The organism is Bacillus sp. FSL R5-0712 (genome assembly GCF_038593285.1).
In the GTDB taxonomy this organism is placed as follows: domain Bacteria; phylum Bacillota; class Bacilli; order Bacillales; family Bacillaceae; genus Bacillus; species Bacillus safensis.
Genome location: NZ_CP151981.1, coordinates 2,141,622 through 2,158,259 on the forward strand (window position 1 = coordinate 2,141,622; position 16,638 = coordinate 2,158,259).

Annotated in this window: 19 protein-coding genes; 2 read left to right on the forward strand and 17 right to left on the reverse strand. The window is 42.3% G+C overall.

What is annotated here, in order from left to right:
* Positions 1-45: 45 nt before the first annotated feature.
* A complete protein-coding gene (locus NSU11_RS10735; RefSeq protein WP_149126502.1) occupies positions 46-627 on the reverse strand; it encodes a TetR/AcrR family transcriptional regulator in 582 nt (193 codons plus the stop codon).
* A 272-nt stretch (positions 628-899) separates the two neighbouring features.
* Here NSU11_RS10735 and NSU11_RS10740 point away from each other — a divergent pair, with 272 nt between their 5' ends.
* Positions 900-2,153 (forward strand): MFS transporter, encoded by a 1,254-nt coding sequence (locus tag NSU11_RS10740; RefSeq protein ID WP_149126501.1) that lies wholly within the window; start codon positions 900-902, stop codon positions 2,151-2,153.
* A 229-nt stretch (positions 2,154-2,382) separates the two neighbouring features.
* Here NSU11_RS10740 and NSU11_RS10745 read toward each other — a convergent pair whose 3' ends face one another.
* The gene (locus tag NSU11_RS10745; RefSeq protein ID WP_008359679.1) at positions 2,383-2,820 is read right to left on the reverse strand and encodes a peptidylprolyl isomerase; all 438 of its coding nucleotides are present in this window, start codon (positions 2,818-2,820) and stop codon (positions 2,383-2,385) included.
* Between the two features lie 322 nt (positions 2,821-3,142).
* Between NSU11_RS10745 and NSU11_RS10750 the strand changes: the two genes are divergently transcribed.
* On the forward strand, positions 3,143-4,027 hold the full coding sequence (locus tag NSU11_RS10750) for a DUF1002 domain-containing protein (protein ID WP_024422856.1): 885 nt from the start codon (positions 3,143-3,145) through the stop codon (positions 4,025-4,027).
* Between the two features lie 38 nt (positions 4,028-4,065).
* Here NSU11_RS10750 and lysA read toward each other — a convergent pair whose 3' ends face one another.
* The 15 genes from lysA to xerD form a co-directional block, all read right to left on the reverse strand.
* Complete coding sequence (gene lysA, locus NSU11_RS10755) at positions 4,066-5,391, reverse strand: diaminopimelate decarboxylase (protein ID WP_125587307.1); 1,326 nt, start codon at positions 5,389-5,391, stop codon at positions 4,066-4,068.
* 115 nt (positions 5,392-5,506) lie between these two features.
* The gene (locus tag NSU11_RS10760) at positions 5,507-6,988 is read right to left on the reverse strand and encodes a spore germination protein (RefSeq protein ID WP_149126500.1); all 1,482 of its coding nucleotides are present in this window, start codon (positions 6,986-6,988) and stop codon (positions 5,507-5,509) included.
* A complete protein-coding gene (locus tag NSU11_RS10765) occupies positions 6,933-7,541 on the reverse strand; it encodes a stage V sporulation protein AE (protein WP_024422859.1) in 609 nt (202 codons plus the stop codon). The genes NSU11_RS10760 and NSU11_RS10765 overlap by 56 nt, the downstream gene beginning before the upstream one ends.
* A gap of 6 nt (positions 7,542-7,547) precedes the next feature.
* A complete protein-coding gene (spoVAE, locus tag NSU11_RS10770; RefSeq protein WP_007501045.1) occupies positions 7,548-7,898 on the reverse strand; it encodes a stage V sporulation protein AE in 351 nt (116 codons plus the stop codon).
* The gene (spoVAD, locus tag NSU11_RS10775; RefSeq protein ID WP_056767201.1) at positions 7,898-8,914 is read right to left on the reverse strand and encodes a stage V sporulation protein AD; all 1,017 of its coding nucleotides are present in this window, start codon (positions 8,912-8,914) and stop codon (positions 7,898-7,900) included. The genes spoVAE and spoVAD overlap by 1 nt, the downstream gene beginning before the upstream one ends.
* A 12-nt stretch (positions 8,915-8,926) precedes the next feature.
* Complete coding sequence (gene spoVAC / locus NSU11_RS10780) at positions 8,927-9,379, reverse strand: stage V sporulation protein AC (RefSeq protein WP_024422861.1); 453 nt, start codon at positions 9,377-9,379, stop codon at positions 8,927-8,929.
* Positions 9,380-9,399: 20 nt separating this feature from the next.
* On the reverse strand, positions 9,400-9,816 hold the full coding sequence (locus tag NSU11_RS10785) for a stage V sporulation protein AB (protein WP_024422862.1): 417 nt from the start codon (positions 9,814-9,816) through the stop codon (positions 9,400-9,402).
* Positions 9,806-10,426 (reverse strand): stage V sporulation protein AA, encoded by a 621-nt coding sequence (locus NSU11_RS10790; protein WP_024422863.1) that lies wholly within the window; start codon positions 10,424-10,426, stop codon positions 9,806-9,808. The genes NSU11_RS10785 and NSU11_RS10790 overlap by 11 nt, the downstream gene beginning before the upstream one ends.
* A 114-nt stretch (positions 10,427-10,540) precedes the next feature.
* Positions 10,541-11,308: an RNA polymerase sporulation sigma factor SigF gene (sigF, locus tag NSU11_RS10795; protein WP_024422864.1), complete on the reverse strand. Its 768-nt coding sequence runs from the start codon at positions 11,306-11,308 to the stop codon at positions 10,541-10,543.
* Between the two features lie 13 nt (positions 11,309-11,321).
* Positions 11,322-11,762, reverse strand: coding sequence for an anti-sigma F factor (gene spoIIAB / locus NSU11_RS10800; RefSeq protein ID WP_024422865.1), 441 nt, complete (start codon positions 11,760-11,762; stop codon positions 11,322-11,324).
* The gene (gene spoIIAA, locus NSU11_RS10805; protein WP_024422866.1) at positions 11,759-12,112 is read right to left on the reverse strand and encodes an anti-sigma F factor antagonist; all 354 of its coding nucleotides are present in this window, start codon (positions 12,110-12,112) and stop codon (positions 11,759-11,761) included. The genes spoIIAB and spoIIAA overlap by 4 nt, the downstream gene beginning before the upstream one ends.
* A gap of 160 nt (positions 12,113-12,272) precedes the next feature.
* Positions 12,273-13,460 carry a D-alanyl-D-alanine carboxypeptidase family protein gene (locus NSU11_RS10810; protein ID WP_024428060.1) on the reverse strand — a complete coding sequence of 396 codons (1,188 nt, stop codon included), beginning with the start codon at positions 13,458-13,460 and terminating at the stop codon, positions 12,273-12,275.
* A gap of 125 nt (positions 13,461-13,585) precedes the next feature.
* A complete protein-coding gene (locus NSU11_RS10815) occupies positions 13,586-14,398 on the reverse strand; it encodes a purine-nucleoside phosphorylase (protein ID WP_056767204.1) in 813 nt (270 codons plus the stop codon).
* 11 nt (positions 14,399-14,409) lie between these two features.
* A complete protein-coding gene (gene deoB / locus NSU11_RS10820; protein ID WP_058837987.1) occupies positions 14,410-15,594 on the reverse strand; it encodes a phosphopentomutase in 1,185 nt (394 codons plus the stop codon).
* A gap of 153 nt (positions 15,595-15,747) precedes the next feature.
* A complete protein-coding gene (gene xerD / locus NSU11_RS10825; RefSeq protein ID WP_024422870.1) occupies positions 15,748-16,638 on the reverse strand; it encodes a site-specific tyrosine recombinase XerD in 891 nt (296 codons plus the stop codon).

Below are 16,638 nucleotides of genomic sequence, written 5' to 3' on the forward strand. Positions count from 1 at the left end.
GCTGTATGATTTTTTCATGGAAGCTGTCATAGCGTGTTGTCCATTTTATTTTAAAATGGATAGGATCGTCGCTACAGAATGATCTACAAATGAACGCTCTGGACGTGACTTCATGAGGACGGTAAGCCCGATGAAAGAAACGACCAGTGTCTGTGCTAAGGCTTTAGCATTCAAGCTGCTTTCAAGCTCACCCGAGCGAATACCTTGCACAATCTTTTCTTCAAATATGACCGAAAGATACATCTGATGCTCTCTTGTCAGAATTTCAAATTTCTCTTCGTGTGGAGCAAGCTCCACTATCGTATTAATGCAAAAACAGCCTTTACTCGGGCCATCTCTATATTCCTCTTCCACTACATCTGTAAATAGTGAATGAAATGCTTCCTTTACAGATTGATTGTTTTGAAGTTTTGTTCGAATGCGGGCTGCATGCTGCTTTGTATATTTACGTAATGCAGCCTCAAATAACTCCTCTTTATCTCCAAAGGCTGAGTATAAGCTTGGCCGCTGTATTCCCATTTTTGCAGTCAAATCGCTTAACGTTGTAGCTCTATACCCCTTTTCCCAAAAAAGCACCATTGCATCATCCAACGCTTTTTGCTCATCAAACTCACGCTGTCGAACCATCCTCAATTCCTCTTTTCAACAATAAAATCATTTCACCAAAACAATTATTCATTTATTTGTAAGGATATCATTTTTTATTACTAATCAGTACATTATAATTTTATTTTATTCATGTAAAATTGTCAAACTGTCTTTCTGCTTTCAAGATCAACTTAGAATGACCGGATGAAACTCTTGACTTTAAAACATTTTGTTGGTTATCCTTAACAGGAATCATTTTATACCGATCGGTATATTATACTTTTTAATACAAAAAGGAGAGGATGCAATGAATGGTTAAAGATAAAATGACTCCAAGAGATCATCCTAATATGAATTTTCGATTAAAACCTGAATCAAAGATGAGTCACTATATGGCACTACTTTTTGCAGCAGCGTGCGGGATGGCTGTTGCAAACATATACTTCGCACAACCGTTACTAAATTCACTGGCAGACGAGTTCGGTATCACGTATTCATCCATTGGTATTGTCATTACGATTACTCAGCTTTGTTATGCGGCGGGGCTGCTACTGATAGTACCGCTTGGTGATCTATTGAATCGACGACGGCTCATCATCGGTCAGATGCTTTTATCTGTGCTTGCCCTCATTCTAGTCGGCATCGCTCCTATCGTCACCGTCCTATTTCTAGGATTAGCAGTGGTCGGACTGCTCGCTGTAGTCACTCAGGTACTCGTTGCGTTTGCAGCAAGTTGGGCTGCTCCAGAAGAACGCGGCCGTATAGTCGGCTTGGTGCAAAGTGGAATCGTAACCGGCATTCTTCTCGCTCGAACCTTTGCTGGTGTATTAACCGATTTTGCTGGCTGGAGGTCTGTTTATCTTGTTTCTGCCGTCATCATGCTTATCCTAACTGGCGTATTGTTCCGAGTGCTCCCGCGTGATGACAGCAAAAGAGAGTCATTATCCTATGTTCATCTGCTTCGTTCAATGTTTATATTGTTCATACAAGAACGAATCCTGCGCATCCGTGGGATTTTGGCTCTTCTGATTTTTATCGTCTTTGGTACGTTATGGACTTCACTCGTACTGCCTCTCAGTACTCCGCCATACTCTCTTTCACATACTGCAATTGGCGCATTTGGTCTTGCTGGAGCAGCCGGAGCGTTAGGGGCTGCTCGGGCTGGCAGCCTTGCTGATCGAGGTTTTGGACAGTTCACAACTGGTATAGCCCTTGTCCTATTATTCATTTCATGGTTTTTCATCAGTTTGACTGAACATTCACTTATTGCATTAGTCATTGGCATTATCCTTCTTGACCTATCTGTGCAGGCAGTTCATGTGACCAATCAGAGTATGATTTTTACAGTACGGGCTGAGGCGAGAAGCCGGCTTACTGCGGCTTACATGATTTTTTACTCCATCGGCAGTGCGACCGGTTCAATTGTTTCAACCAGTATATACGCGACCTATGGCTGGGGCGGAGTATGTCTCTTTGGTGCCTCTATCAGCGCTTTAGCCATTTTGTATTGGTTCATCACCTACCGCCTAACGAAACATATCACAGTCGTCTCACAAACAAAATAAAAAAACACCGCGATTAAGCGGTGTCTTTTATTGTTGACAAAGGGCTAAAATGAACTTGATTTTAGCCCTTTGTCTTCTTTTCAGCGTGTTTGAAAACCTTTGAAGTCTAGGAAGGGCGAGCACTGGAACGGAGCGAATTTAACATTCGTGAGTACCGGAGCGCAGACCTGACACCGAATGCAAGGGTTTGTCTATACGCTGAAACACCGCGATTAAGCGGTGTTTTAGATTAAGCATCTACAACTTCAACTTTTTCCATGCCTTGCCCTTGCTCCATATCAAGTACAGCCTCGATACCAGATGTTACCTTGCCAAAAACAGTGTGAACACCGTTTAAGTGCGGCTGCGGGTCATGTACGATAAAGAATTGGCTGCCGCCTGTGTCTTTACCAGCATGTGCCATTGATAATGAACCTCTTTCGTGCTGATGTGGATTTCCTTCTGTTTCACATTTAATTGTGTAACCAGGACCACCCGTTCCATTACCGTTTGGGTCGCCGCCTTGGCTGACGAAGCCTGGGATCACGCGGTGGAATTTTAATCCATCGTAGAAGCCTTCATTCGCTAATTTTTCAAAGTTTGCTACTGTACCTGGAGCAGCCTCTGGGTAAAGTTCAAACTCAATTTTCTTTCCATTCGTTAATTGTATGTATCCTTTTTTCGCCATTTTTCACATTCTCCTTTCAGGTTAAACAACGCTCATTATAGCACATTTTCGGTGATGTTAAACATCCCCTGCTCTTCGATTGTCATTTACCTCTTAACTGATGATTGATAAAATAGGGTTGCTTGATTCTTTTTTCCTAATAAAATGATATTTGACTAAATGACATGTCTTCATTTATCGGAACAGGAACACATCTTAAAAAGAAAATTGAAACGTCAAGCCAATTTGTTACGTCTATATGATGGAGTGCACTACTTTACGTGTACTCAAAAGCTAAAGTTTCTCTTGAAAGGGGAACGCTTTCGACTTGAAGGAGGTCAACATGTTTAAAAAAATGATGCTTGGTATGATGGCAGCGCTCCTTTTCCTAATTGGTGCGCCAAAAGTCAGCTTAGCGGATGCAGCTGTCGGCGATGTCATCGTCACACTCGGGCAAGACTTAACACCGGCTGATCGCCAGAAGGTGCTTGACGAGTTGAATCCACCTGAAAATGCGACAAAAATTGAAGTAACCAATAAAGAAGAGCACGAATATTTAGGAAAATACATCCCTCGTTCTTCTATCGGGACGAGAGCATTATCATCTTCATCGATCACCATTGAAAAATCAGGTACTGGTCTCACTGTGGATACACACAACATCAAGACCATTACAGATGAGATGTATTTAAATGCTTTAATGACAGCAGGTGTCAAAGATGCCAAGGTTGTCGTGACTGCTCCATTTGAAGTATCTGGTACAGCCGCACTGACGGGCTTACTAAAAGCGTATGAGGTGTCAAGCGACAAAGCCATTCCAGAAGATGTGAAGCAGGTGGCAAACGAAGAGCTTGTGACAACTTCTAAATTGGGTGACTCTATCGGGAAAGATAACGCTTCTGCCCTTATTGCAAAAATCAAAGATGACATTGCAAAAAACGGTGTCCCTAAAACCACAAAAGAAGTAGAAGAAAAAGTGGATCAGGCTGCTTCTGATTTGAACTTAAATCTGACGCAGGATCAAAAAGATCAGCTTGTCTCGTTATTTGATAAAATGAAAAACATCAATATCGATTGGAATCAAGTAGGATCTCAAATTGATAAAGCAAAAGACAAGATTACTAAATTCATAGAATCGGATGAAGGAAAAAACCTTCTTCAAAAGATTTGGGATTTCTTTGTATCCATTTGGAATGCGATCGTTTCTGTATTCACTGGAGGAAAATAATTCATGAAAAAAGCTGCCTGAACACCAGGCGGCTTTTTTTAAGTAGATGATTTCACTTTTGATTGATACGGTAAATCAAGTTTCACAATGTCCTCATATGTTTCACGCTCAACCACAAGCTGCGCTTCTCCGTCTTCTACAAACACAACAGCTGGGCGCGGGATACGGTTATAGTTGTTTGACATACTATAGCCGTAAGCTCCAGTACAAAAGACAGCTAATAAATCCCCTTGTGATAATTCTGGCAGATCGATATCCCAAATGAGCATATCTCCGCTTTCACAGCATTTACCGGCAATTGAAACCGTTTGATCATGCGTTTGGCTCATTTTGTTGGCACTTGCGGCTTCATATTTCGCTTGATATAAAGCTGGACGAATGTTATCACTCATTCCGCCATCTATCGCTACATAATCACGGATGCCAGGTACATGTTTTGATGATCCGATCGTATAAAGAGTCGTCCCTGCATCTCCAACAAGAGAACGGCCTGGTTCTATCCAAATCTCTGGCATATCGAACTGGTAGCGGGCCACGTTCTCTTTCACAGCTTGGATAATTTTTTCGACATATTCTGTCGCAGGAAGTGGTTCATCCTCTTCTGTATAACGAATCCCAAAGCCGCCGCCTAAGTTTAATACTGTAGAAATAAAACCAAATGATCTTCTCCATTCATCCAGCTTCAAAAAGATTTTATCTGCTGCAAGGACAAAACCAGCCGTATCAAAAATTTGTGAACCGATATGACAATGAACACCTAAAAGCTCGATCACTTCTGAACCAAGCACTTGTTTCACCGCTTCATCTGCTTGTCCATTGTGAAGATCAAAGCCAAATTTTGAATCCTCTTGACCTGTCGTAATGTAATCATGCGTATGCGCTTCGACACCAGGCGTGATGCGGAGCAATACTTTCACTTTTTTTGACAGCTCTTGACCAAGCTGTTCAATGAGCTTCATTTCATAGAAATTATCCACAACAATACAGCCGATCCCATGCTCTAAAGCCATTTTTAATTCTTCTCTGCTTTTATTATTGCCATGGAAATGAATTTTTTCTACTGGGAATCCAGCGCAAATGGCTGTGTGAAGCTCACCGCCTGATACGACATCAAGAGATAATCCTTCTTCTTTGGCAAGCTGAAACATGGCGATGGAGGAAAATGCTTTACTCGCATATGCTACCTGTGCCGTTAATTCTTCTTCTATAAATGCTTTTTGAAAGCTTTTTGCGCGCTCCCGTATTAAAGCCACATCATATACATAAAGTGGTGTCCCATACGTTTCAGCTAAAGAAACAGCATCAACACCACCAATTTCTAAATGACCGAGTTCATTTTGTCTGCAAGTGCCGTGTAAATACAATGTCATTCCCTCTTTCTCCACTTCGGCTGAAAAAAGGCAGCTGCGTGAGCTGCCTTTTGCCGTGTCTCAAAGTTAAAAATACAATATCACAATCTTCAGCCACTTTCAATGAACGTTAAGAATTTGGCGGAATTTTTGATCTGTTTTGAGGGTGAACGATGCTCGGCCTTACTTTTGAGCCAGGAACAGACGTCCGAATCAGCACTTGCCATAAAGCCTTTCCATTGAAAGGAATGAACGGCCACATATAAGGTGTCTGCAATGAACGAATGGATGTTAAATAAATGATTAACAACGTAAAACCACTGATGAGTCCATTCAGCTTAAAAATTGCCACTAGTGCTAGAATGATGAGCCTTACAATCTTATTGGCGACACTCAGCTCATAGCTTGGCGTTGTAAAGGTACCGATCGCTGCCAGCGAGACGTATAAGATGACCTCTGGTGTAAATAAACCGACATCAATGGCGATTTGTCCAATTAAAACAGCCGCGATCAACCCCATGGCGGTTGACAATGCGGTTGGCGTATGAATGGCTGCCATCCTTAAAAACTCCACCCCGAAATCAGCAAGAAATACTTGGAGAATCACAGGGATATGAGAAGGTTTATTAAACCCAATATAGCTTAAATTGTCAGGCAGGAGATTTGGTTCGAGAATAAAAAGAAACCAAATCGGCAAAAGAAAGGTAGAACATAATATGCCTAAAAAGCGTACCCATCTTAGGAACGTACCAACGGCAGGCGCCTGGCGGTATTCTTCTGCATGCTGAACGTGGTGAAAAATAGTGGTTGGTGTAATGATGACACTAGGGGATGTATCCGTAATGATGATGACATGCCCTTCTAATATGTGGTTAGCGGCAACATCCGGACGCTCGGTATAACGCACTAGCGGAAAGGGATTATATCCTTGCTTAATTATAAATTCTTCAATCGTTTTATCAGACATCGTCAGCCCATCGACTTTGATTCCTGATACTTCTTTTTCTATAATATCTACTAAGTCAGGGTCTGCAATATCTTCAATATAGCAAACACAAACATCCGCTTTTGAACGTTCGCCTACTTTGAGCATTTTGTATCTCAGCTTTTCATCCCGCACTCTTCTTCGAATAAGCGCTGTATTCACAATAATATTCTCAACAAAGCCGTCCCTTGCTCCCCTGACCACCTTTTCTGTATCCGGCTCCTCAGGCATTCTGCCAGGATAGCTTCTAACATCAATGATAAAGGCGTAATTTTCACCTTCTACAACGACTGCTACAAGCCCAGACAGTACTTGATCCACTGCTTCATCCAGCGTTTCTACCTTGGAGACCTGCTGATTGACGAGGCGGTTCTCGACTACATGTGCAAGATCATCGGATTCAGGTTCGTTGTCATTGATTTCGATTAGCTCTTTTAATAAGTAGATAATATACTGTGTATCACACAATCCGTTTACATAGTAAAGCTGGATTTCCTGATCGTGTATATAAATTTTCCGAACACCAAGGTCAAAGCTGAGACCCATTCCGACATTTTCCTTGAAGTAATCTTCATTTTTCTTCGGGTCTCGGTACACGTTTACCTTGTCTTTCTTCATGGAAACCACTCCTTTCTAATATTAATTCCACTGCTTTCATCGTGATTGGAGATCCCTTGCTCAGATCATCTTTCCGTCCCATCTTGCCAATATCTCCAATACCGACAACTAACGGAAGATTGAGGGAGTCAAGACAATACACTGTATCACCGCTCATTTTATGGGGCTCCATTTCGGGAAGACCGTGTTTGTCGACACCGTATTCTGTCAGTTCACCTTCCCTGTCAATGGAGACATGGACCTTAGTCCATTCGGCTTGGTGCGTTTTGGATGCAACTGCAATCGCTCCAATGACTTCGATTTCAGGGTGGCGCGCCACATGTTTCATCGCTGTCTCGCCTGTTCCTTCACCTGTCAGTCCAGAATCATCGAACATCACAAAGACTGGATCATACGGCGTTTTTAAAATCATCTGAACAAGTTCAGGTCCTGTCCGTTTGCTTGGATTTCCTTTTGAGCTGGAAATACATCGTCCGCCAACGTTTTTAGCGGCAAGCTCAATGGTTTTGGCAGCATATATATCTCCGTCTGTCACTAAAATGACTTTCCGTCTTTGCCCCATATTCGGTTATCCTTTCGGTTTAAAGATAAGTGCGATAATAAATGAAAATAAAATCGCAGCTGATATTCCAGCAGAGGTTAATTCAAAGATACCGATACCGATGCCGATGAATCCGTGCACATCTGCCTGATGCATGGCCCCATGAAGCAAGCTATGACCAAAGCTGACAATTGGTACGGTTGCGCCCGCGCCTGCAAATTCAATAAATTTATCATAAATACCGAATCCGTCTAAAATGGTACCTGCCACAACAAAAGTAGTCATGACATGTGCAGGCGTGAGTTTGAGTACATCTAGCAAAAGCTGGCCAATGACGCAAATAAGTCCGCCTGCCACAAAAGCGATAAGATAATCCATTAGCTCTCTCCTCCTGCACGCTCAAATACGACACCGTGCGCAATGGTTGGAATGGTCTCTTTTTGCTGAACCATCATTGGGCTGAGTAACGCCCCGGTTGCCACAACGAGTACTCTTTGCAGATTCCCTGCTTTCATTTCCTTAAAAATATGACTAAATGTCACAACAGCTGAACAAGCACAGCCGCTGCCTCCAGCGAATACGTTTTGGTCGGGTGTATAGATGATTAAACCGCAATCATCGTGCTTTCGCCCAAGCTGAATGCCTTCTTCTTTCAAGAGATCCTTTAAGATCGGTGAACCAATGCCTGATAAATCTCCAGTTAAAATCAAATCGTAATCATCTACTGTTCTGCCTAAGTCTTCTAAATGCTGCTTGATGGTGTCTGCCGCTGCTGGTGCCATGGCCGATCCCATATCAAATGGATCTGTAATGCCAAGATCCATGACCCTGCCTACCGTTGCGCTCGTAATTTGAATTTGAGAGGGTTCTTGGCTGATAATAACGGCTCCACCACCAGTTACTGTACTTGTTGCTGTATCTGGCTTTTGTCCCCCGTATTCTGTCGGATTACGAAATTGGCGTTCTGCAGTCGCATTGTGACTGCTTGTTGCTGCGATGGCTCTATTTGCAAAGCCGCCATCAATGAGTGCTGACGCAATGGCGACCGATTCCATTGAAGTCGAGCATGCCCCAAACAAGCAGAGAAACGGGATCTTCAGCTCTCTTGCCACATAGTTTGCTGTGACGTTCTGGTTGAGTAAATCTCCAGCCAGCAAAAGATCAATATCGCTTTTTTGCAAATTTGCTTTTGATAAAGCGGTTGATATCGCATCATCCATGAGCTTCCTTTCAGCCATTTCCCAGTTCTTTTGATCACAGTGCATTTCATCGTACGTTTTATCAATTAAATGACCAATCGGGCCTTCTTTTTCTTTCGGTCCTGCAGCAGTTCCTTCTGCATTGACATAAAGCTTGTGCTCAAATACCCAAGATTGTTTACCTGTTAGTTTCACCTTTCATTCCTCCTACGAAAACATCTTTTCCAAGACGTATCGAATGATCCCTACGACATATGCCGAAACGACACCAAATACAATGACGTTCCCAGCGAGTTTAAACATATTTGTGGCAACACCTAAAACAAGCCCTTCACTTTTATGCTCAAGGGCAGCACTTGTCATACTGTTAGCAAAGCCTGTCACCGGGACAGCTGATCCGGCTCCAGCAAACTGGCCGATTCTATCGTAAATACCGATACCCGTTAATAGAGAAGAAATTAAAATGAGGGTCGCCACTGTCGGGTTCCCTGCTGTCTTTTCGTTAAAATCAAAAAAGTGGATATAGAAATGTTGCAGCCCCTCACCTATCAGACAGATTAAACCGCCAACTAAAAACGCCTTAATGCAGTTGAGGACATAAGGAGGTTTGGGCTGATACGTTTTCACCTTAGATGGATAGTTCTCTTTTAAACTCGACACGTGTTGTTCCCTCCAATTGATTAAATATAAATAAGCCAATGAAATAGTGAACCAAATACCTTTCCTAAGACGATGGCCATGAGCAGCAAAACAATTTTCCCGTCCATTCCAATTCTTTTCGTTAATATAGGAAGTACATTTAATACTTCAGTGAGTGCAGCTGCAAGCATGCCGACGAAGATGCCTGATAAAAGACCGACCGGCATCGCCAGCCATTTGGTTAAATGAAGATGTATTTGACTTAAGGTGGCCCAGCCGCCAACAACCGCCCCGCTAATAACAGCCGCCTCGTACCCTTGTATGAAGCGCTGCGTTTTGGTTAATTGCATTAAGCGGGGAATAATGCCAAGCACTGTAAGAAAAGCCACAAATCCTGCTCCGACCGTTAAACCGCCGCCAAGTCCAACGAGTACGACAAAAAGCCACTTACCGATCATGGATATCCTTCAATGTTTCTTTATTTTCATTGAGTGCGACATAATGATCGAGATCGAGCTGATATTTAAACATTTCCACTTCGAGCGGACTTGGTTCTTCATTTAAACGCTTTTTAAATACATGATTGAAAAACAAAATCATGCCAAAACCGAGTCCAAAGCTATATGGAATTTGTAATAAATACGGATGCTCAACCGTTTTCCCTGTGATCATTTCATATAGGCGGATATGAACGAGCCGCATACTGACATCCTCGTGGAAATTCATAATGGCAAGCGCCGCTCCAACAAATAATAGGAGCCATACAAACACAAATAAAACGGGAGAAAGCTGGCGTTTGCCTGTATCAATTTCAACAATGGCCTCAGAGCCGCCAACGGTTTGAATGTCGATATCTGGCCACGTTTTTTTGATCGTTTTGACGACATGCATGATATCAAGAACGGCGATGTGACGATCCTTTTTGCTGACATGATACACCGGCATTTTACTAAGCTTTTGCACAGCAAACTCATCACCAGTGATTTGGGCGATATCCTCTAAATAAATGAGCTGATCAATACCGGTCTTGATTCGATGGCGCAGCCGAATAAAGATTTGTCCGTCCATCCAAGTCACTTCCTATACGATGGGTTAAAAATAGTATGTGGTGAAAAATGGTTCTCATACTGATAGAACTTGATTTACCGGTAATTACCACACAAAAAAAGCCAGCCTAATCGGCTAGCTGTCTTTTTGATCCATTTGCATTTGGATTTGTTTTAAAATTTTCTTTTCAAGCCGTGAGACTTGTACTTGTGAAATGCCAAGTCTCTCTGCAACCTCAGATTGTGTCTGGTCTTTATAATACCTTAAATACACAATAAGTTTTTCCCGTTCTTCTAATTCCTTGATCGCTTCTTTCAGTGCGATTTTGTCAAACCATCTTTCCTCAGAATGATCGGCAATTTGATCAAGCAATGTAATCGGATCCCCATCATTTTCATACACCGTTTCATGAATGGATGATGGCGAGCGCACTGCTTCTTGGGCGAGAACAACATCCTCTGGTGTGATATCAAGGTATTCGGCAATTTCCTGAACGGTCGGCATTCTTCCATGAGACTTAGACAATTCATCCCTTGCCCGCCGAATTTTATTTCCGAGTTCCTTTAATGAACGGCTGACTTTGACCGTTCCATCATCCCGAATAAATCGCTGAATTTCACCAATGATCATGGGGACGGCGTACGTTGAAAACTTTACATCATATGACAAATCAAATTTATCAACAGATTTCAGCAGTCCAATACAGCCAATCTGAAATAGATCATCTGGTTCATATCCCCTATTTAAAAAGCGCTGAACAACGGACCAAACAAGACGCATGTTTTTTTCTACGAGGAGGTCTCTTGCTTGCTGATCACCGTCTTGGCTTTTTTTGATGAGCTCTTTGACTTCATCATTTGACAGCTGGGCTTTTTTAGCTTGCTTTTTTACCTCCACATCCATATGAGCAGCTCCTTTAATTACAAAGCGCTTTGCTTTTTGATAGATGCTTTGTTAAACGGATGGTCGTGCCCATTTCTGGAGATGAGTCCACCATGACATCATCCATAAAATTCTCCATGATGGTAAAGCCCATTCCAGAGCGCTCTAAGTCTGGTTTTGTGGTGAAAAGCGGCTGTCTTGCTTCCTCAAGATCGGTAATACCCATTCCTTCATCACGGATGGTGAGGTAAACGACATGATCATCTAGTGTGACATGGATGTGCACCTTGCCATCTGGATTCCCATCATAGCCATGAATGATTGAGTTTGTCACTGCCTCAGATACGACGGTCTTGATTTCTGTTAATTCATCTAAAGTCGGATCAAGCTGAGCGATAAATGCCGCGACTGTCACCCTCGCAAACGATTCATTTTGGCTTAATGCCGAAAAAGTCAGGTTCATTTCATTTCTCATGATGCCACCCCCAATGTTTGCAAAGCCGTTTGCTCAGAAGGCTCCATCCGAATAATTTTAAACAAGCCAGACATATCAAATAACCGGTTCACTGCTGGCGAGATGGCACAGACGACCATTTCCCCGCCAAGCTGCTTAATTTCTTTATATCTTCCTAAAATCACTCCGAGTCCAGAGCTGTCCATAAACGATAAATCAGCCAGATTCAGCACAATGTGGCGAATGTCCTCTGTTTCCAAATAATTCGTCACCTTTTGTCTCAATGTTTCAGCGGAGTGATGATCGAGCTCTCCTGTTAACCGAATGCAAAGTACGCTCTCTTTTACTTGAAAATCAATACCAAGGCTCATTTTTTATTCCTCCTTGCTCTAATTTCGGATAAAGAGTGTTTCTCTTTTATATGAAGTAAATCCTTCACCATGACAAAACTAGTGACCATTCGTCACATTTAGATGTTCTTTTCTTTTCCTCATAGCAAAAAGACTGCCAATTACAGCAGCCTTTCGCCTTTTATTTCCATTTTACAAAATCAGCCATCGCCCGTTTGAAGAAAGTCCAAACGCTTGCCTTTTCCATTCCTTCTTTTGCTTCTACAGGGCTTTCATGCAGCACTTTTCCATCTTTTTTCAAGACGATCGTACCAAGTTCCGTTCCTTTTGAAAATGGAGCTTTGACATCATGAGACAATTTGATTTCTTTTTTGATCTGATCCACATTTTCGCCTTTTTTCGTTAAAAGGGAGATCGGTTCAGAAGTAACGAGCTGAATGTTTTTCTTTTTCCCTTTGCTCACTTTGACCTCCGCCACATCTTGCCCTCTTTTGTAAAGCGGATGAGTCGTATATTGACTAAATGCGTAATCTAACATTTTGACTACCTGAGCGTTTCTGTCTTTCGGCGTGCTTGCGCCAAAGACAACCGCAATGACGCGCATGTTACCTTTTTTAGCAGATGCAGTTAAACAGTATTTCGCTTCACCTGTAAAACCGGTTTTCACCCCATCGACACCTGGATAAAATTTAATCAGACGGTTTGTGTTGACAAGCCAGAATTTTTTATCTGTGTTTTGCCGGAGATAGTCTTCGTAGACACCTGTGAATTTGGTGATTTGTTCGTATTTCAACAGCTCTTTTGCCATTATTGCCATATCGTGAGCTGTGCTGTAATGGTCTTTTTCAGGAAGTCCTGTTGGGTTTTGAAAGACTGTTGAGGTGAGGCCAAGCTCTTTCGCTCTTTTGTTCATCTGCTCTACGAACTGTTCTTCAGATCCTGCAATATGCTCTGCCATGGCAACTGAAGCATCATTTCCTGAAGCAATCGCAATGCCTTTCAGCATTTCTTTCACGGTCATTTCTTCTCCTGGTTCAAGGAAGATTTGTGACCCTCCCATGGACGCTGCATAGTCGCTCGTTCTGACCTTGTCTGTCATTTTCAGTTTACCCTGATCAATGGCTTCCATGATGAGAAGCATCGTCATGATTTTGGTCATACTTGCGGGTGCAAGCTTTTCATCGCTGTTTTTGTTGTAAAGCACCTTTCCCGTGTCTCGTTCTATTAAGATCGCTGATTTGGCTTCGTGTGCCAATTCTGATGTTTGTTTTTCTCCTGGTTTTTCAATCTTTTCTTTTGCTATCGCTGATGGTGAAACCATTGAGATAAGGATCATTAAAATAAACAATGCACATATATGACGTTTCAAGTGGCAGACCTCCATTATCGTAATCCTTTCTATTTTTTCCTCATACAGGCTGTTTTATTCAGAGATCGTATGATTACAAATAAAAAAGCCTTCTGCTTGGGTAGCAGAAGGCTTCTGGACACATGCTATGAAAGTTGTTTGACAATATCTTTTACTAAATCAAGAAAACTTGCTTTCACTTTTTCCGTTACTTCGATCACTTCATCATGAGACAGCGGCTGATCCAAAATACCAGATGCCGCATTGGAAATGCATGAAATACCAAGCACTTTCATTCCTGCATGACGCGCAACAATAACTTCTGGAACAGTCGACATGCCAACAGCATCTGCTCCAAGTGTTCTTAAGAAACGAACTTCAGCAGGTGTTTCATATGAAGGGCCTGTCATCCCTGCATAAACCCCTTGCTGTACAGATATGCCTAAACGCTGGGCTGTTTCTTCTGCAAGTGCCAGCAATTCTTTATCGTACGGTGCAGACATATCAGGGAAACGAACGCCTTGACTGTCATTTGGGCCAATTAATGGATTGGTCCCCATCATATTGATATGATCTGTGATTAGCATGAGATCTCCTGGACGGAATGACGTATTCACTCCGCCGGCTGCATTTGTGACAATGCATGTGTCAATGCCAATTTCTTTCATCACACGGACAGGAAACGTCACTTGCTTCATATCATATCCTTCATAGAAATGAAAACGTCCTTGCATCGCGCAAACGACAGTGCCTTTCAGCGTTCCGATCACGAGCTGCCCTGCATGTCCCTCTACTGTTGAAACAGGGAATCCAGGAATATCTTCATATTTTATTTTGATTGGATTTTCAATCTCATCTGCTAAAATGCCAAGCCCTGATCCTAAAATCAATCCAACTGTTGGTACATATGTCGATGCTTGTTTAATGTATGCCGCCGCTTCTGAAAACTGTGCTCCCACGAGATTTCCCCCTATTTGAGTTTAGATAAAAAGCTTGTTCCGTATTTTGGCATCGCTATCTTGAAATTATCTGCAACGGTTGCCCCAAGATCAGCAAACGTTTTTGCTGTTGGCAGTTCATTTGCTTCCTGATGCTTTTTGCTGTAAGCAATGAGCGGAACATATTCTCTTGTATGATCTGTTCCGTGATGAACAGGGTCATTTCCATGATCTGCTGTGATCACAAGAAGATCATCCTCTTTCAACAGGTCAAACACTTCAGGAAGACGTGCGTCAAATTCCTCTAGTGCTTTTCCATAACCCTCTGGATCTCTTCTATGTCCGTAAAGAGCGTCAAAATCAACAAGGTTTAAAAAGCTGAGTCCTGTAAAGTCTGTTTTAAGTGTATCGACCAGCTTGTCCATTCCATCCATGTTTGATTTTGTTCTAAGAGATGATGTGATCCCCTCGCCGTCATAAATATCAGAGATTTTTCCGATCGCAATGACATCGAGTCCATCATCTTTCAGTTCATTCATGACTGTACGGTCAAATGGTTTTAACGCATAGTCATGACGGTTTGGCGTTCTAACAAATGCGCCAGGCTCTCCGACAAACGGACGAGCGATAATCCGTCCAACCATATATTTTTCATCTAATGTAAGTTCACGGGCAATTTCACAAATACGGTAAAGCTCATCTAATGGCACAACTTCTTCGTGCGCAGCAATTTGCAGCACAGAATCCGCAGATGTATAAACGATTAAATCACCTGTTTTCATGTGCTCTTCGCCAAGCTCATCTAAAATTTCCGTACCAGACGCTGGTTTATTGCCAATAATACCTCGGCCTGTTTTTTCTTTTAGTTCATTTAATAGTTCATCTGGGAATCCGTCTGGAAAGACTTTGAACGGTGTGTCTATGTAAAGACCCATGATTTCCCAGTGTCCTGTCATTGTGTCTTTACCATTTGATGCTTCTTGCATTTTTCCATAATACGCAAGCGGTTTTTCATCCGCTGGAATTCCTTTGATTTCTTTAATATGACTCAGCCCAAGCTTCGCCATATTCGGCATATGAAGCCCGTTCATTTTTTCAGCAATATGTCCAAGTGTATCTGCACCTACATCATTAAAATCAGCAGCATCTGGTGCTTCCCCAATTCCTACTGAATCCATGACGACGAGGAAAATACGTTTATACTGATAATCAGGCATTAAAAAGCGCCTCCTTCAATATTCTTGTCTTTTGACCTTACAAACAGTGAGAGGTCAGACATCTCAAGTATAAACCGTTTACAAGCCAGTTGACAACCATAAACGGTGTAAACATGAAAAAGCATGACACCCGTTCACTGTGTCATGCTTTACTTATGCCCTTGGATGGAATTTGTGATACACATCTTTCAGTCTTGTTTTCGTCACATGTGTATAAATTTGTGTTGTCGAGATATCGGCATGTCCGAGCATCTCCTGTACAGCTCTTAAGTCCGCACCGTTTTCAAGCAGGTGTGTAGCAAATGAATGCCTGAGCGTATGAGGCGTTAGTTCCTTTTGAATCCCTGCTTCGATGGCTCGTTTTTTTAAGTTCTTCCAGAAGCCCTGACGCGACATTTTTTTCCCGTGATGATTGAGAAATAGGGCATCGGACGGCTGTTTTTTTAACAGCTTGCTTCTTCCCTTTTCGAGATATTCTTCAATCGCGCTTGCAGCAGCTTCACCGATTGGCACAATACGCTCTTTTCTTCCTTTTCCAAAACAGCGGACAAAGCCCATTGTGAGGTGTACATCGGCAAGGGTCAGATCCAGCATTTCACTGACGCGAATGCCTGTTGCATATAAAAGCTCAAGCATCGCTTTGTCTCGGTAGTCAAAGGGAGTGTGCTGATTTGGTGTATCAAGCAGCTTTTCGACCTCTCCTAATGATAGAACTTTCGGTAAAGTCCGCTCTGTTTTTTGCGTTTCAATGTTCCATGACGGGTCATCCGTTGTCACTTTTTCCCGAAGCAGAAATTGATGAAAGGAACGAATCGATGATAGATGCCGTACAGACGTTTTACTCGATTTTCCTTCCTCTTTTAGCTGCTTTAAATAATGAATGATATGCAGACGCGTGACATCGCGAATATCCGTCAGCTGTTCATGTGTCATTAAAAAAGACAAGTAGTTTTGTAAATCTCTTTTATAAGAAACAATGGTATTTTCAGAGAGTCCTCTCTCTACGGTCATAAAATGAATAAAGTCGGATAATTGATCGTTCAA